15 protein-coding genes and 1 pseudogene are annotated in these 16,445 nt (G+C 64.7%); 10 read left to right on the forward strand and 6 right to left on the reverse strand.

Annotated elements, in window-relative coordinates:
* Nucleotides 1-282: 282 nt before the first annotated feature.
* Entirely contained in the window at nucleotides 283-1,971 is a 1,689-nt protein-coding gene (locus PCA20602_RS20110; RefSeq protein WP_150722850.1) for a phospholipase D family protein, read from the forward strand.
* A 296-nt stretch (nucleotides 1,972-2,267) separates the two neighbouring features.
* Here the strand turns inward: PCA20602_RS20110 and PCA20602_RS20115 are convergent, their stop codons facing one another.
* From PCA20602_RS20115 to PCA20602_RS20130, 4 genes are all read right to left on the reverse strand, one after another.
* Entirely contained in the window at nucleotides 2,268-4,805 is a 2,538-nt protein-coding gene (locus tag PCA20602_RS20115) for a TonB-dependent siderophore receptor (protein WP_150722719.1), read from the reverse strand.
* A 231-nt stretch (nucleotides 4,806-5,036) separates the two neighbouring features.
* Entirely contained in the window at nucleotides 5,037-6,044 is a 1,008-nt protein-coding gene (locus tag PCA20602_RS20120; protein WP_150722720.1) for a FecR domain-containing protein, read from the reverse strand.
* Nucleotides 6,041-6,556 (reverse strand): sigma-70 family RNA polymerase sigma factor, encoded by a 516-nt coding sequence (locus PCA20602_RS20125; RefSeq protein ID WP_150722721.1) that lies wholly within the window; start codon nucleotides 6,554-6,556, stop codon nucleotides 6,041-6,043. Before PCA20602_RS20125 ends, PCA20602_RS20120 begins: the two co-directional genes overlap by 4 nt.
* Nucleotides 6,557-6,762: 206 nt before the next feature.
* Complete coding sequence (locus PCA20602_RS20130) at nucleotides 6,763-7,476, reverse strand: M24 family metallopeptidase (RefSeq protein WP_150722722.1); 714 nt, start codon at nucleotides 7,474-7,476, stop codon at nucleotides 6,763-6,765.
* Nucleotides 7,477-7,790: 314 nt separating this feature from the next.
* Here PCA20602_RS20130 and PCA20602_RS20135 point away from each other — a divergent pair, with 314 nt between their 5' ends.
* The gene (locus tag PCA20602_RS20135; protein WP_150722723.1) at nucleotides 7,791-8,759 is read left to right on the forward strand and encodes a GlxA family transcriptional regulator; all 969 of its coding nucleotides are present in this window, start codon (nucleotides 7,791-7,793) and stop codon (nucleotides 8,757-8,759) included.
* Between the two features lie 45 nt (nucleotides 8,760-8,804).
* On the opposite strand, the pseudogene PCA20602_RS20140 reads toward PCA20602_RS20135, so the two are convergent.
* Nucleotides 8,805-9,173, reverse strand: a pseudogene (locus tag PCA20602_RS20140) (2-hydroxycarboxylate transporter family protein); the annotation flags it as partial.
* A gap of 161 nt (nucleotides 9,174-9,334) precedes the next feature.
* On the opposite strand from PCA20602_RS20140, the gene paaA reads away from it, so the two are divergent.
* The 8 genes from paaA (at nucleotide 9,335) to PCA20602_RS20180 (ending at nucleotide 15,819) form a co-directional block, all read left to right on the forward strand.
* Nucleotides 9,335-10,342 carry a 1,2-phenylacetyl-CoA epoxidase subunit PaaA gene (gene paaA / locus PCA20602_RS20145; RefSeq protein WP_069343538.1) on the forward strand — a complete coding sequence of 336 codons (1,008 nt, stop codon included), beginning with the start codon at nucleotides 9,335-9,337 and terminating at the stop codon, nucleotides 10,340-10,342.
* Nucleotides 10,343-10,389: 47 nt separating this feature from the next.
* A complete protein-coding gene (gene paaB / locus PCA20602_RS20150) occupies nucleotides 10,390-10,686 on the forward strand; it encodes a 1,2-phenylacetyl-CoA epoxidase subunit PaaB (protein WP_069343539.1) in 297 nt (98 codons plus the stop codon).
* A gap of 61 nt (nucleotides 10,687-10,747) precedes the next feature.
* On the forward strand, nucleotides 10,748-11,551 hold the full coding sequence (gene paaC, locus PCA20602_RS20155) for a 1,2-phenylacetyl-CoA epoxidase subunit PaaC (RefSeq protein WP_150722724.1): 804 nt from the start codon (nucleotides 10,748-10,750) through the stop codon (nucleotides 11,549-11,551).
* Nucleotides 11,552-11,567: 16 nt separating this feature from the next.
* Nucleotides 11,568-12,176: a 1,2-phenylacetyl-CoA epoxidase subunit PaaD gene (gene paaD / locus PCA20602_RS20160; protein WP_246182259.1), complete on the forward strand. Its 609-nt coding sequence runs from the start codon at nucleotides 11,568-11,570 to the stop codon at nucleotides 12,174-12,176.
* Nucleotides 12,177-12,207: 31 nt separating this feature from the next.
* A complete protein-coding gene (paaE, locus tag PCA20602_RS20165; protein ID WP_069343541.1) occupies nucleotides 12,208-13,296 on the forward strand; it encodes a 1,2-phenylacetyl-CoA epoxidase subunit PaaE in 1,089 nt (362 codons plus the stop codon).
* 167 nt (nucleotides 13,297-13,463) lie between these two features.
* Nucleotides 13,464-14,252: a DUF1835 domain-containing protein gene (locus tag PCA20602_RS20170; RefSeq protein ID WP_150722725.1), complete on the forward strand. Its 789-nt coding sequence runs from the start codon at nucleotides 13,464-13,466 to the stop codon at nucleotides 14,250-14,252.
* Nucleotides 14,253-14,261: 9 nt separating this feature from the next.
* Nucleotides 14,262-14,918, forward strand: coding sequence for a TetR/AcrR family transcriptional regulator (locus tag PCA20602_RS20175; RefSeq protein WP_150722726.1), 657 nt, complete (start codon nucleotides 14,262-14,264; stop codon nucleotides 14,916-14,918).
* Nucleotides 14,919-15,162: 244 nt separating this feature from the next.
* Entirely contained in the window at nucleotides 15,163-15,819 is a 657-nt protein-coding gene (locus PCA20602_RS20180) for a GNAT family N-acetyltransferase (RefSeq protein ID WP_069343544.1), read from the forward strand.
* 122 nt (nucleotides 15,820-15,941) lie between these two features.
* Here PCA20602_RS20180 and PCA20602_RS20185 read toward each other — a convergent pair whose 3' ends face one another.
* A complete protein-coding gene (locus tag PCA20602_RS20185) occupies nucleotides 15,942-16,430 on the reverse strand; it encodes an Lrp/AsnC family transcriptional regulator (protein ID WP_150722727.1) in 489 nt (162 codons plus the stop codon).
* Nucleotides 16,431-16,445: the final 15 nt, after the last annotated feature.

Genomic DNA, 16,445 nt, shown 5'->3' on the forward strand with positions numbered 1-16,445 from the left:
TCGCTGTCGTTGCGAGAGACGAGATATTAGTGAAAACCCCGAACCTTGGCAACCCCTTTGTGAAAATAATTTGAAAAGGGCAAAAAAAGGCCCGCGTCGTGGGCGGGCCAAGATCCATGAGACAGGACACATGGAGGAGACGGATTCAATGTATCCGGGCTCCCCCCGGCGACGCAACGAATGAAATCGCATATGCTTCCTGAAAGCCTGCCTATATGGAAAGGCTGTCCCGGCGTCGATTCCCCCTTCCTCGCGGCTTCTATATATATAAGAGCGTTCGAGATGCTCCCTTCGCAGGCCCCCCGCCGCTTTCCCTCTCGCAGCCCTCAAGCGCCGGGGTTACGCGAGTCGCCTCGTTGGTATGCCTCTGGATGGCGGCGCCTGGCTTCGCTCATCCCTCTCTTACTAGTCTTCGCTGCCTGTACATCGGTGCGGCCGCCGCCGGAGCCTTCCCAGTGGACGTCTCATACCCCGGCGACGACGCCCGGCGCGCTCGCCTCGGCATTGGCCCCGGCCATTCAGGCGCACGCGGGCCAGTCCGGCTTCCAGTTGCTGGCGACAGGCTCCGCCGCGTTCACCACGCGTCTCGCACTTGTCCAGGCGGCGCAGCATAGTCTCGACGTGCAGTACTACAGCGCGGGCGAAGACATTACCGGCCGGCTGTTATTGCAATCGTTGCTCGACGCCGCCCATCGAGGCGTGCGCGTTCGCATGCTGGTCGACGACATCAATCGCCGTCACACCGATCCGGCCTTCGCCGCGCTCGACCAGAGCCCCAACATCGAGATCCGTGTTTTCAATCCGTTCGGCACGCGCGACACCACGCTGCTCCAGCGCGCCGGGAATCTGCTCACGCAGTTCGATCAGTTGAACCGCCGCATGCACAACAAGGCGCTGGTGGCCGACAACCAACTGGCCATCGTTGGCGGACGTAATCTGGGCGACGAGTATTTCGACGCCAACCCCGACCTCTCCTTCCGCGACTTCGACCTGCTCTGCGCGGGCCCCGTGGTAGAAGCCATCTCCCGCAGCTTCGATCATTTCTGGACCAGCCCGCAGTCCTATCCCCTGAAGCAAGTCCAATCCAAAATCGATAACGAGACGCTGGACGCCAGCCGCGACGCCCTCGCCGAGCACTGGCGCAACGCCGACAATGTCCCGGCCGGTCACGAGGCGCTCCATCAGCCGCCCCTCGCCGCCAGCCTGCGCGACGGCACGCTCCCCCTCTTCTGGGCGCCGGCTGAACTCGCCGCCGACACCCCCGACAAGCTCGACGCCCCTGCCGCCGAGACAAAAAGCGCGCCCGCGGACAAACTCCGCCAGCTTGCCGCGAAAGCGCAAAACGAAGTCCTGATCATCTCGCCTTACTTCGTGCCGCTCGACGGCGGTGTCCGATTCCTGTCGACGCTGGCACAGCGCGGCGTCAAGGTTCGCGTGTTGACGAACTCCCTCGCGGCGACCGACGTCGTGCCGGTCCACGCTGGCTACGCCCGCTACCGTCCGGCGCTATTGCAAGCTGGCATTGAGTTGTATGAGTTCAAGCCGATCCGGAGCGACGACGGCGAGCGTCAGCCCCGCCGGGTGACGTTCGGCGGCTCGTCCCGGGCGAGTCTGCACGGCAAGGCCTATGTGATCGACCGGCGTGACGTCGTGCTCGGCTCGTTCAACCTCGACCCGCGCTCGGTACGTCTGAACACTGAGTTGGCGATCGTGATCCACAGTCCGGAATTCGCCGAACGCATGGCACGTATCTTCGAGCGGGCGACGTTGCCCCGCACGAGCTTTCGCGTCGAACTGGCGCCGGCGGGCACCACGCCGCCAACGTCGACGCCACCGACCGTGCCCGCGCTGCGTTGGGTAGGCGAGGAGAACGGTCAGCCGCGAACGTTCGACGTCGAGCCCTACGCCTCCTTCTGGCGTAACGCCGTGGCAGGCGCCTTCACTTTGATGCCGAGTGACGACTTGCTCTGAGTCGTAGCTCGCAGTCACGGGAAATCCGTATCGCCGTCTGCATCATCCATGTACCTCCTGCATCGCCCTGATCGCCGATATCGCGCCCATTGAGGTCGCCCATGCAGCGGCAGCCGCCCCGAATGGCGCAGACGACGGCGCAAGCAACGGCCGAAAACGCCCGGCTCAAGACAAAAAACCCGCTTGCGCGGGTTTTTGTAGATTCCGGTGGTCTCACACAAGAGAGGCGGGGTACCTACCTAGTGTCGCCACCGGTATGAGTGCTGGCAATCCGTTTCCACCGACCGCAGCCGCCGTCAGAACTCGAACGTCGCCGACAGCGTTGCCGAGCGTGCATCGCCGATGGCGACGACCGTCTGGCTCACGCTCGACGGGTAATACGTCTTGTTGAACACGTTCTTCACATTGAGCTGATAGTGGACGGGATGGCGTCCGATCTTGGTGTCGTACGTGGCGAACACGTCGGCGACGAAGTACGCCGGCAGCGTGAAACTGTTCGCCGAATCTCCCGGACGCGACCCGATATACCGCCCGACCGCGCCAAGCCGCAGGTTGCCACTGCCGTCGCCCAGCATCGGCCCCCAGTCATAGACGCCAGCCAGCGACGCCGTATGTCGCGCCGCATTCACCAGCGTATTGCCCGTATATAGCGGATCGTCGGTGGTCTTCGCGTCGGTGAACGCATAGCTCGCGATCACGTTCCAGCGCTCTCCGATCCGTCCCGACACGTCCAGCTCGACACCCCGCGAGCGCGCCGCACCGGACGTGCGCCAGTCGAGCGTGCTGCTCCCCGGTACCGCCTGCGACACGAGCACGTTGCGCTTGTCGATGTTGAACACGGCCAGCGAACCGCTCAGCCCGTTCGGCATATCCAGCTTCGCGCCGACTTCATACGACTTGGCATGCTCCGGCGGCACGTTCGAGTCGATGACCACGCCCGTCGACAACGGCGCGATGGTGGACGTCGGCTTGAGCGACTCCGAATAGCTGCCGTAGAGCGACAGGTAGTCCCGCAACTTATAGACGACGCCCGCACGCGGCAGCCACTTCGAATCGCTGATATCGGTATTGGCCTTGAACGGACGGCCCTTACCGGCGATCTGGCTGTACGTCAGCAGGCGAACCCCACCCACGACGATCCATCGATCGGTCACGTGGATCGCGTCCTGAAAGAAGACCGACGCGTCGTGCAGCGTATCGGTCTGATCGCTGTCGCTGGCGGACACCGTGGTCGGGATCACCTCGCAGCCGTAGACCGGATTCAGGTACGAGAACGTGCACTTCGCCGCCTGACGAATCAGATCGCGCCGATAGATGCGGCGATACTCCCAGTCGCCGCCGAACTGCAGATCGTGTCGCATGCCCGCGAGGGTCACCTTGCCGTCGAGGTACGCCGTGCCGAAGCTGTCGGTGCTGTCCGAGCCGAGCGTGCCGTCGTTGCTGCGCGAGACGATACCCGTCTTCGAGTTCACCCCAGTGATACGCAGCTGCCCCGCATCGTAGGTCTCGGTGTTGTAGCTATAGCCGAAGTGGGCCTTCCAGTCCGGGTTGAACTGATGATCGACGGTAATCTGCGCCAGATGCGACTGCCCCCGCATCTCGTTGTGCACGTCGTCCAGACGTTCCCGCGCCGAGATCGCCAGTGGCCGGTTCGTCGCCGGGTCGAGCGCCGTGCCACGATCGAACGGCGTCAGGAAGTTACGGTATTCATAGGAGGCGACGACCTGCGTGTCGCGTCCGTAATAGGCAAGCGTCGGCGCAACGAGCGTCTCGCGCTGCGAGCCGAAGACGCGCCAGTACTGCTGGTTGTTCTGATCCACGACCAGCCGGTACGCCAGCCCCGAATCGCCGATCGGACCGGTCGTGTCGAGCGTCTCTTCCACGCCGTTCTTGCCGTGACCGTAGGTCGTACCAGCCACGCTCACCGCCGTATAAGGCTTGAGCAGCGGACGTTTGCTCACGACGTTGATCACGCCGCCCGGGTCCATGATCCCGTAGAGCAGCGACGTCGGCCCCTTGAGCACTTCGACCGAATCGGCGTTCGCGTTCAGCCCGCGTCCCTGCACGAGCGGCATGCTGTTGTGCATGATCGAGCCGTCGCGGTTGCCGCCGAAGCCGCGTTTGAGCAGCGTGTCCTGCGTACTCGCCAGCGTATTGCCCTGAACAATGCCGCTCACGTTGACCAGCGCGTCGTCCAGCGTACGGGCGCGCTGGTCGGCCAGCACCTGATGCGGCACGACGTTGACGACCTGGGGGATGTCGAGCACCGGCGCGTCGGAGCGGGTGACGTTGGCGTCCACCGGCATGCGGTAAGCGTCGGACCAGGCCTGCGCCCGCACATGCGTGGTCGGCAGCGCGACGTCGCCCGAACCACCACCGGCCGCCATCGTCGCGGCGACGGGCGCCGCCTGTGGGACCAGCGTATAGCCCGCGCCCTGCGGCGATGCCGTCAGCCCCGTGCCCGCCAGCAACTGTCCGAACGCGCCCGGCACATCGAAACGCCCCTGCACGCCGGGGCTTTGACGGCCGGTCGTCAACGCGGGGGTGTATGTCAGCAGGATGCCGGCCTCCCGGCCGAAGCGCGTAAGCACGGCGTCGAGCGGGCCTGCCGGGATGTCGTAACTGCGGGCGACGGCGGCACTGGCTGTCGTCGCGGGCTGGGCCGCCGTCTGTGCGTGAGCGACGTCGGTCCAGAACGTCGACGCGAACGAGGCGAACGTCAGGGCGACGCCCGCGCAAATGCGGTGTCGATGCCAGCCGGTGGTAGCGGCGCGGGTGCACTGAAGGTGCGGGAAGTCCGGGATGTGCGGCGATTCAGGTAAAGCGACGGCCATGATGATATCTCGTACAGGCAAGAGAGAAGGTTTCACTTCCCTTGTCACGCGAGACCGACGAAACAGCTCACTGACCGTAGAACAATGCGAAAAAAGTTTGTCGTGACCGGCTGTCGACCGATCGGACCATCGCTCAGCCGCTGCGAGCGGCCACCGCACGAGAGCGGGCGAACCCCGTCGGCACACTGCCCGGCACCTGCGCCGCACCGTCTGCGGCAACTTCGCCCGACATCAGCCCCGTGGTCCGACCGTCACCCAATAGCGCGTGACGGATGCGACCGACACCGGCAGTGCGTGCGGCAGCACGCCGAGAATGGCGTCGGTGTCAGCCAGCGGATAAGTGCCGGACACGCACAGCGACGCCACCGCCGGATCGCAGCGCAGATAGCCGCGACGGTAGCGCGACAGCTCGGAGAGAAAGGCGTCGAGCCGCATGTCGACGGCCACGAACATGCCGTCGGCCCACGCGCCGTCGCCGTCCGCCAGCGGCAGCACCGGGCCGACGCCACCGGCATCGAACTGCGCCTGCTCGCCTGCGTGGACGATCCGGATACTGGCCGCGTCGCTGCCTGATACCTTTGGCGTCACGCGCACGGCGCCCTCGAACACCTGCACCGAGACGTTCGCCGCGTCTTCCGTCTGCCGCACCACGAAACGTGTGCCCATCGGCCGGAGCGTGCCGTGCACGGTCGCCACTTCCAGCGCTCGTGGCGGCACGTGCCCGGCGTCCTTGCCGGTGGTCACCATGATTTCGCCTTCCACGAGCCCGATGCGGCGCACGTCCCCCTCCATCGACAGCCGCACGGCGCTGCGCGTATTGAGAACGAGCGTCGTACCGTCGGTCAGACGCAGCGTGCGCCGCTCGCCCACGCCGGTCCGTGCATCGGCACGCAGCCGCTGGACCGTCAACGGATCGCTCGCTACCCACGCGCCGGCACCGACGAACAACGCGCCGGCGATGGCCTTTACCGCCATGCGACGTGCCCGCGAACGCGGCGCACGCAACGCGGCCTGCGCGACTGCGGCGCCGAGCGTGCCCGAGACATGCCGCATGCGGGCGTCGGCATTTTCAATATGACGCCACGCGCGCTCGTGCTCCGGATGCGCCTCACGCCAGCGGGCGCACGCCGCGCGCAGCGTGTCGGTGGCGTCGCCGCTTTGCAGCGTCACCCACCACTCGACAGCCTGCTGCGCGATCCCGGCGTCGAACGACGAAGCCAACGAAGCCGCGCGCGTCATGCCGTCCCCATCGCGAAGAAGCACTGCGTACCCGCCCGCACCAGATGACGCTTCACCGTCGCCAGCGAAATGCCAAGCTCGGCGGCAATCTCGGTGTGGGTCAGCCCATCGAGCTGGGCCAGCAGGAATGCACGTTTGACGAGGGGCGGCAGGCCATCGAGACAGCGGTCGATTTCGAGCAGCGTCTCGAGCACGATGGCGCGCTCTTCGGGTGACGGGACGAGGACTTCCGGCTGCTGGGCGAGCGCGTCGAGATAGGCGCGCTCGATCTGTTCACGACGCCAGTAGTTATAGAGCACCCGCTGGGCGACGGTCGTCAGGAACGCGCGCGGCGATGCCAGCACGCCGGGCGGGTCGCGTTCAAGCAGACGAACGAACGTGTCGTGCGCAAGATCGGCCGCGCGGTGGGAGCAGCCGGTCTTGCGGTGCAGCCAGCCATGAAGCCAGCCGTGGTGATCGGTGTAGAGTCCCTGCAACGAAGTGTCGCGTTGCAGTGTGTCGTCGGCGGGCATACGCCCCTCCTGTCCCCGGGCCAGGTGCGGCCGCGAGGCTCAGGCACCGTTTTGCAAATGAGAATCGTTCGCAGTATAGCAAACAAGTCCGGGGCACACGGGGCGGCCTGTCGCCCGTCGTCGCTACGCGTGGTGCGTATGCCACAACGGGCTGCCGGCGGGCCGACGAGTCCGAGGGTACGGATCGACGGCCGACCGGCGACAAATCAGTAGTAGCTGTCTTCGAGCAGCATGTCTTCGAAGAACGCGCCGAAGCGGTTCTGCGGATCGCGCAGGTGAATCTCCAGGATCCAGCGCATGGCCGACGGCGTCGTCTCGAAGTCTGCGAGCGAGCCTGTGTGGATGGCCGCGTGCGGGAAGTCCGACACGCGGTGCCCCGGCAAGTCGAAGTTCAGTGTCCAGCCCATGCGGCGGGCGACCTCGTCCGCGTGGGCGTAGAGTGCCTGCCCCGTCGAACCTTCACGCTGCCACTTCTGGCGAACGTCGTGGAACAGCGCCTCGGCGTCGCTGGCGCAGCGTTGGTATTCGGCATGCTCGCCGACGACGAAGCTGGCTCCGCCGTCGCCTTCCCACGCTTCGAAGCGCGGCGCGATGTCGATGAAGAAGATGTCGTGCTCGCCGAGCACCACGCCCGGTTCGGACGGCTGACGCATCGGCTTGAGCGTATTGCTGCCGAAGCGGACCCGCGTCGGGTGCCAGCTCAGTTCGAGACCCGCCGAGACGAGCACGCCTTTAGCCATGGCGACGGCGTCTTCTTCGACCATGCCGGGTCGCACGTTGGCCGCGATATCGCGGATCGCGGCGCGGGTCTTGTTACGGGCGGCGAGCATGCCGTCCACGGAGAATGCCGGGCCGACGCGCTCGGCGAGCGAAGCTTCGTCCGGATAGCGGACGGCGGAAGCATTGGCTTGAATCGACATCGATAACCTCACAGGGTGCGCAGTGTTGGGGGGCGCGACGATCGTTGCCGTCGCTCACAGCGATTGTCGAAGCCCCGCGCCCGCACACCGGGCGGCGCCAACGGTCCGATTGCGCCAAGCAGCGGCATCTTCGCGCCAGCCGTCGGCCGAAGTGTTGCCGATGCGCCGCTTTCTGCCAAAATGGGTCGCATCGCTGCCAGGGCGACGGTGCGACTGGGCACCGTTCACCCGCTTCGTACCTCATTTCACGCGCCCTTTCGCTTTCGTTCCCCGTTCGCTCATCTTTCTGCCGACACTACCGACCTCGAATCGCCATGATCCGTAACGTCGCCCTCCTCGTGTTTCCCGGCGTGCAGTCGCTCGATGTGAGCGGCCCGCTCGACGTCTTCGCGGAAGCCAACCGCTTCTTGCTCCCGCGCGATCAATATCAGACGGAAGTCATCGGCACACAGCACGGCGCCATTGCCTGCTCGAACGGGATGACGCTGCTGCCGCGCCGTCACTATCAGGATGTGGGCGGGCATGTCGATTTGCTGCTGGTCGCGGGCGGCCCGTCGCTATTGACGGACGACCTTGGCCCGAACGTCTACCGCTGGCTGAACGACATGGTCCCGCGTGCACGACGCTACGGTTCGATCTGCAACGGCGCGCTGATCCTCGCAGCGGCGGGATTGCTCGACGGCAAACGCGTGACCACGCACTGGAACGACGTCGACGTGCTGGCCGAGCGCGCCCCCGGGGCGAACATCGAAGTCGACCGGCTGTTCATTCAGGACGGGAGTCTGTACACCTCGGCGGGCGTCACGGCGGGTATCGATCTGTCGTTGCATCTGCTCGCGCAGGATCACGGACAGGAGGTCGCGCTGAACGTGGCGAAGCGTCTGGTGGTCTTCACGCAGCGCGCCGGCGGACAGTCACAGTTCAGCCCGTATCTGACGCCGTACGCCGAACCGAATTCACCCGTCGCGCAGGTGCAGCAGTATGTGCTGGCGCATCTGGCCGAACCGCTGTCGGTCGGGGATCTGGCGGCGGTGGCGAAGATGAGCGTGCGTAACTTCTCGCGGGTGTTCGCGCGCGATGCGGGCGTGACGCCCGCCGACTTCGTGAGCGCCGCCCGCGTCGACGCAGCACGGGTGATGCTCGAGAACGGCAACGCGCCGCTCAAGACCGTGGCCTGGGAATGCGGCTTCGGCGATCCGCACAACATGCGCAAGGTGTTTCAGCGCCGTTTCGGCGTATCGCCGCAGCAGTACCGCGAGAACTTCGGGCAACCGCAGGGGTAAGGAAAGCCCTGCGGTTTTGTCATCACACGTCAGCGCTTGCCGGACTCACCGGAAGAAGGCGAACGCCGCGAGCGCCAGCATCACGATCAGCGCACCGCCGATACGCGTGGCGATCTGCGCGAACGGCATCGGCTCCATGCGGTTCGCCGCCGTGAGGATGGCCACATCGCCGGTGCCGCCCAGACCGCTATGCGTCGCATTGACGATGGCGGCTTCGACGGGATACATGCCGACCCATTTCGCGACGAAGAATCCGGTCAGCACGAGCGACAGCACCGTCGAGACGGCCGTCACGATGTTGATCCAGTGAAAGGCCGTGACGATCTGGCCCCACGGCGTCATCGCCACGCTGATCGCAAACATCAGCGGATACGTCACCGCCGTCGAGAAGAAGCGGTACATGAAGCGAGCGCCACTCGTGCAAGCTAGTCGTCTACCGCGACGGCGAGGTCGTGACGGTGCGCACCCGTTTGTCCTAACAACCTCCCCGGCCTAATGGAAAACATTTATTGACCGACCGGCCGGTCGGTTTATAATGCGTTCCATATCCCCACATGCCGCGGAGGCCTTCCTCTATGTATACGCAAGCCATCGATCTGGCCGGCAACAGCCCCAAGGGTGTGCGCACCCTGAGCGATGCAGAGCAGGCGCAGCAAGCTCGCTTCGACGAACGCGTCGCCGCCGAACAGAAGATCGAGCCGCAGGACTACATGCCCGCCGAGTACCGCAAGACGCTCGTGCGCCAGATCTCCCAGCACGCGCACTCGGAAGTCGTCGGCATGCTGCCGGAAGGTAACTGGATCTCGCGCGCACCGAGCCTCAAGCGCAAAGCCATTCTGCTCGCCAAGGTTCAGGACGAAGCCGGCCACGGTCTCTATCTCTACTCCGCCGCCGAAACGCTCGGTACGTCGCGCGACGAGATGATCGACGCGCTGCACTCCGGCAAAGCCAAATACTCCAGCATCTTCAATTACCCCACGCTCACGTGGGCCGACGTCGGCGTGATCGGCTGGCTGGTCGATGGCGCCGCCATCATGAACCAGGTGCCCCTGTGCCGCTGCTCGTACGGCCCGTACGCGCGCGCCATGATCCGCGTCTGCAAGGAAGAGTCGTTCCACCAGCGCCAGGGCTTCGACGCCCTGCTCTCGATGATGAGCGGCACGCAAGCCCAGCGCGACATGGTGCAGGAAGCCGTGAACCGCTGGTGGTGGCCGGTGCTGATGATGTTCGGTCCGAGCGACAAGGAGTCGATCCACAGCACGCAGACCATGAAGTGGGGCATCAAGCGCATCTCGAACGACGACCTGCGTCAGAAGTTCGTCGACGCCGCCATCGAACAGGCCAAGGTGCTCGGCGTGACCTTCCCCGACCCGGATCTCAAGTGGAACGAGAGCCGTCGCGCCCACGACTACGGCGAGATCGACTGGAGCGAATTCTGGCGCGTCGTCGGGGGTGACGGCCCGTGCAACAAGGAACGTGTCGGCACCCGCGTGGCGGCCCACGAGAAAGGCGCCTGGGTGCGCGAAGCCGCCCTCGCCCACGCTGCCAAACAGCGCCAGCGCGCGCAGAAGCAGGCCGCCTGAGCGCTCGTCGCCAGTCACGCCGCCCTCACAAGACATCAGGAACGATCATGACGCAAGCAACTAACAAGGAATGGCCCCTCTGGGAAGTGTTCGTGCGCAGCAAGATGGGCCTCGAACACAAGCACAGCGGCAGCCTGCACGCCGCCGACGCCGAAATGGCCCTGCGCATGGCGCGCGACGTCTACACGCGCCGCCAGGAAGGCGTGAGCATCTGGGTGGTGCCGTCGGTCGCGATCACCGCGTCGGCACCGGAAGACAAGGCCGAGCTGTTCGATCCGGCCGCCGACAAGATCTACCGTCACCCGACCTTCTACCAACTGCCGGAAGAAGTGAACCACATGTAAGCGGCTGCGCGCCGACCGACCCGACGAGGTCCCCGGCGCGCCCCAAGCGAGACCCCAGAACATGAAACCGACGCAGGAACATCTGTCCTATCTGCTGCGCCTCGCCGACAACGCGCTGATCCTCGGTCAGCGCAACGCGGAATGGTGTGGTCACGGCCCCGTGCTGGAAGAGGACATCGCCCTCACGAACCTGAGCCTCGACCTCATCGGTCAGGCACGCATGCTGTATCAGCACGCCGCCAAGCTCGAAACGGCACTCACCGGCTTCGCCAAGCAGGAAGACGATTACGCCTTCTGGCGCGACGAATTCGCCTTCCGTAACTGGACGCTCGTCGAACTGCCCCACTACGGCCCGACCGCCGGCACCACGGCCGCCGAGCGCGACTACGCCGTCACCATCGTGCGCAACTTCCTGTACTCCGCCCTGATGGTCGAAGTGTGGCAAGCCCTCGCACAATCGGCGGACGAAGACCTCGCCGCCATTGCCGCCAAGTCGGTCAAGGAAGCGCATTACCACCTGCACCACGCGCGCGACTGGCTCGTGCGCTTCGGCGACGGCACGGAAGAATCGCACCGCCGCGCGCAGGCCGCACTCGACTATCTCGTGCCGTACATGAACGAGATCTTCAAGCGCGATGCCCTTGAAGACACCGTGACCGCCGCCGGTACGGGCGTCACGATGGCCGACCTGAAAGACGCGTGGCAAGCCACCGTCAACGACGCCCTCGCCGAAGCCACGCTGACGTCGCCCGTCGGTGGTGCGTTCGAGAGCACGGGCAAGTTCGGCCATCACTCCGAGCACATGAGCTATCTGCTCGGCGAGATGCAGGGACTGGCCCGTCAGCATCCGGGCGCCAACTGGTAAGCCGCCCGCGCACATCATGCACAAGACGAACCTGTTTGCCGACGCGATGACGAATCTGCCGCTCACGCCTGCCGTGGCACCCGACGTGCTGACGCCGGCGTCGGCCGCATCGTTGCCGCTCGCCTGGCAAACGCTCGAAGCCGTGCCCGATCCGGAAATTCCGGTCGTGTCGATTCGGGAGCTCGGCATTCTGCGCGATGTGCGCGTGGTCACGAACGATCAGGGCGCCACGGCGTTCGAGATCGTAATCACGCCGACGTATTCCGGCTGCCCGGCCATGCAGCAGATCGCCGAGGACATTGCCGCGGCCATGACGCGCGCCGGCCTCGGCCCGTGGCACGTCAAGACGGTGCTCGCGCCCGCCTGGACGACCGACTGGATCAGCCCGGAAGCGCGCGAAAAATTGCGCGGCTACGGCATTGCACCGCCGACCGGCACGCACGCCGTCTCCGCAGACGCCCCGCGCAAGATCACGTTCTACGGCCGCCCGAAAGACGGCGTGCCCTGCCCGCATTGCGGCTCGCACGATACCGAAGTCGTCTCCGCCTTCGGCTCGACCGCCTGCAAGGCGCATTACCGTTGCCGTTCGTGCCAAGAGCCGTTCGACTACTTCAAGCCATATTGATGGCCAGATTGACCCGATAGGGAAGCCTACGATGACGACCCCGCAATTCCATTCGCTGACGATTCGCGAAATCCGGCCCGAAACCGCCGACGCCATCTCCATCGCCTTCACGGTGCCGGACGCCCTGCGCGACGCCTATCGCTTCACGCAAGGCCAGTTCCTCACGCTCAAAACCGATATCGACGGCGAAGAAGCCCGTCGCTCGTACTCGATCTGCGTTGGCGTGCCCGACTATGAGGCCACCGGCGAATTGCGCGTGGGCATCAAGCGCGTGCCGGGCGGCAAGTTCTCGAACTTCGCGAACGACCAGCTCAAGCCAGGTCAGCAAATCGACGTGATGACGCCGGACGGGCGTTTCTTCACGCGACTGTCGGCGGACAACGCCAAGCATTACGTCGGATTCGCCGGCGGCTCGGGCATCACGCCGATGCTCGCGCTCATCAAGACGACGCTCGCCGCCGAGCCGGACAGCCAGTTCACGCTCGTCTATGGCAACCGCTCGGTGCCCGCGATCATGTTCGCCGAAGCGCTCGAAGACCTGAAGAACACGTATCTGGGCCGACTGCGCCTGTATCACGTGCTCTCGGACGAGGCGCAGGAAGTCGAGCTGTTCAACGGTCTGCTCAACGAAGAGAAGTGCGCGGCGTTCCTTGAGACGCTGATCCCGGCATCGAGCATCGACGAAGCCTTCATCTGCGGCCCCGGCCCGATGATGGACGCCGCCGAAGCTGCGCTGGCCGCCGCCGGCGTCGCCAAGGAAAAGATCCACGTCGAGCGCTTCGGCGTGCCGTCGCCGCAAGCGGGCGTGAAGCCTGTCGTCATCACCGACGACACGCCGATGGCCGAGCTGGTTGTGGTCATGGACGGCAAGGAGCGCCGTCTGCGCCAGCCGTACGAGGGCCAGAGCATCCTCGACACCGGCCTCGCCGCCGGCCTGTCGCTGCCGTATGCCTGCAAGGGCGGCGTGTGCTGCACGTGCCGCGCGAAGGTGCTCGAAGGCGAAGTGGCAATGGACAAGAACTACACGCTGGAAGATTACGAAGTCGAACAGGGCTTCGTGCTGACCTGTCAGGCGCGCCCGCTCACCGAGCGCGTGGTGGTGAGCTACGACGAGCGCTGATCGGCCGGGAGGGCAGTCTTCCTCATATTGAACGCCTGTTTGCCGTGAGGTGCGAACGTCACCTCATCGCAGGCGAAAGCGGCATGAAATCCCGCCAATGCGTCGATTATTTCCGGCATTACGGGAGCGTCAACCCGAGGTAGCGGGAATACCGTAAACTACCGGGCATGAATACCATCCATGTCGTCTGTGGCGATATCGCCGCGCAGCAATTGCGCGCGGCGATGGCGCAAGCGCAACGCGCCGACCCTGTCCTTGTCCTGCGCGACGATCTGGCCGTTGGCCCGCTGCGAGAGATCGACGAGAACGAACGGCAGCGTGCCGCGTTCTGGCAGCGCGTCGCGCCATCGGCCGGCCGGGATTACGCAGGCGACTTGCGCGAAGAGCTGGCCTCGCTGCAACGGCTCGTCGAAGGCGACAATGCGGTAGTTTGCTGGCATGGCGACAGCGCGTCCGATCAGTTGATGTTGCGACGCGTCGCCTTCATGCTTCGCAGCACGCCTGCCCGCCTGAACGAGATTGTCCTGCGTGGCAGCGATCTGTCACCTGACGGCAGCGCGGGCGACGCCAACCGCCGCACGAGCGTCGGCATGTACGCCCCGGCAGTGCTGGCCGAACGGTTTGTGCGGATCGCCCCGATTTCGCTGCTTCGCATCGGTCGTCTGTCGCTGGAATGGCGGGCGCTCAAGCAAGTGAATATGCAGGTCAGACGCTGGGTGCACAACACGTTCGAAGGCGCGACGTTCGCCGAGATCGACGATCAGATTCTGGCGCGCGCCCCGGTGGCATGGACCCCGATGGCCGCGTTTCTCGGCGAACTGATGCCCCGCATCGAGGGTTTCTTCGCCACCGACAGTTTTCTTTTGTGGCGCTGCCGCGAACTCGGTGCGGCAGGCCGGCTAGCGTTACGCGGCGACACCACGGCCGCGAGCGCGTGCGATTTACGACTGGAGTAACCCCCGTTTATGGCACGTACCAAAGCGCCCGATCACGAATCGCAGCGCGAACAGATTCTCGACGTCGCCGCCGACGCCTTCGCGCGCGCGAGCTATCCGAGCACGTCGATGTCCGAACTGGCCGCCGCCTGCGGCACGTCCAAGGCCCGTCTCTATCATTACTACGCCAGCAAAGACGCCATCCTCTTCGATCTGCTGGAGCGCTATACCAAGCGCCTGATGCTGATCGTCACCGAGGTCGAAGCGCTCGGCCAGCGACGTGGTCTGTCGGAGCGCGACACGTTCCACGAGCTGATCCGTGCGTTCCTCGATGAGTACGAGACGTCGCAGACGCGTCACATCGCGCTGCTCAACGACGTGAAATTCCTGAACGACGAGCAACGCGAGATCGTCCTCAACCGTCAGCGCGACGTGGTTGCCGCGTTTGCGCGCCAACTCACCCGGGCGTTCCCGGAGCGCGTGGCCAAGCACAACCAGACGGCGCTCACGATGATGCTCTTCGGCATGATCAACTGGACCTTCACGTGGCTCAAACCCGGCGGCCGCATGCGCTACCGCGACTTCGCCAACGAGGTCATTGCCGTGCTCGAACACGGTCTGGCCGCCCCGCTGCCGGACGGCATCGAAGCCGCGATTCCCGCGCCTGCCACGCCATCGCGCCTCTAAAGATTGCAAGTACTCACTCACACAAAAAGGGCGATATCTCGCCCTTTTTTGTTGCCTCGCAGCAACTGCGTTGTGACGGCTGTTCGGTGTCAAAGCCAGAAAAGACGCCATTCTTCAGCGACTTAGACGCTTCCCTCCACAGGCGATTATTCTTTTCCTAGGGTTTTTACCTACCCGATCGGGTATAATTCTTTTGCGTCGCACAATGCAGTGCACGCACTAAAGAATACTCAAGGATTACGCCATGACTGCCCCGAACCACACGCCCGACGTCGCACACGCGACGGTTGCCGCCAACGAGCGGTCAAGCGTGCTGATTCGTGAGCTCACCTCCGGCGACATCCACCGACTCCAGCGCCATTTCCTGGCGCTCGGCGAAGAAGACCGCCTGCTGCGTTTCGGTCAGGCCGTGTCAGACGATGTGATTACCCGCTACGTCGCCAGCCTCGACTTCTCCCGTGACAGCGTGTTCGGTGTCTATGACGACAACCTCGCACTCGTTGCCGTGGCGCACGTCGCGCAATTGCCCGAGGGCAAGAATGGCCGTGTCGCAGAATTCGGCGTCTCGGTGCTCGAATCCGCGCGTGGGCGTGGCATCGGTTCGCGTTTGTTCGAACGTGCGTCGATCCATTGCCGCAACAAGCGTGTCGATACCCTCTACATGCATTGCCTGTCGCGTAACGCCCGCATGATGCGTATCGCCAAGAAGGCTGGCATGGAAATCAACTTCGCTTACGGCGAAGCGGACGGTTACCTGAGCCTTCCCCCGGCCGACACGCAGTCGATGCTCTCGGAAATGATGCAGGAGCAGATCGCGGCATTCGATTACGCGCTCAAGCGTCAGTTGCGCAACGCCCGCCGTCTGGTCGGCGCGATTTTGCCGAATCAACGCGCTGCCTGAGTGAGTGCCTGAGCGCGTCCGGGCGAACATCCCGCACTCGCGCGCAACCGCGCGTCTCATGAAAAACCCGGCCTTGGCCGGGTTTTTTGTCGTCGTCAGAATGACAGCATGACGCTTGCCGATTACGGCAACGGCAGCGCCGTCGTCTCTTTCAACTGATCGAGGACAAAGCTGGTTTTGACGTCGACCACGCTCGGATGCACGAGCAACTGCGTCTGCATGAAGCGCGAGAAGTGCGCCATGTCGCGCACGTGCACGCGCAGCAGGTAGTCCATGTCACCCGCCATCGCGTAACAACCGACGACCTCCGGCCACGAATCGACCACGCTGCGGAAGTGCTCGATGACCGAGCCTCCCTGCCCGTCGCCGGGATGCCGCTTGTCGAGCCGCACATTGACGTAGGCGAGCAGGCCAAGCCCCAGACGCGTGGGCTCCAGCAGCGCCACGTAACCGCGAATGACGCCGGCCTCTTCGAGACGGCGAATGCGGCGCAGGCACGGACTCGGCGAGAGCCGCACCTGTTCGGCGATTTCGAGGTTGGAAAGGCGCCCGTTACTTTGCAGCAAGGCGAGGATGCGCCGATCGATCTTGTCCAACTCCAGCTTTGACATATCTCTCCCTGTTAT

The organism is Pandoraea capi (genome assembly GCF_902459735.1).
Taxonomy (GTDB): Bacteria; Pseudomonadota; Gammaproteobacteria; order Burkholderiales; family Burkholderiaceae; genus Pandoraea; species Pandoraea capi.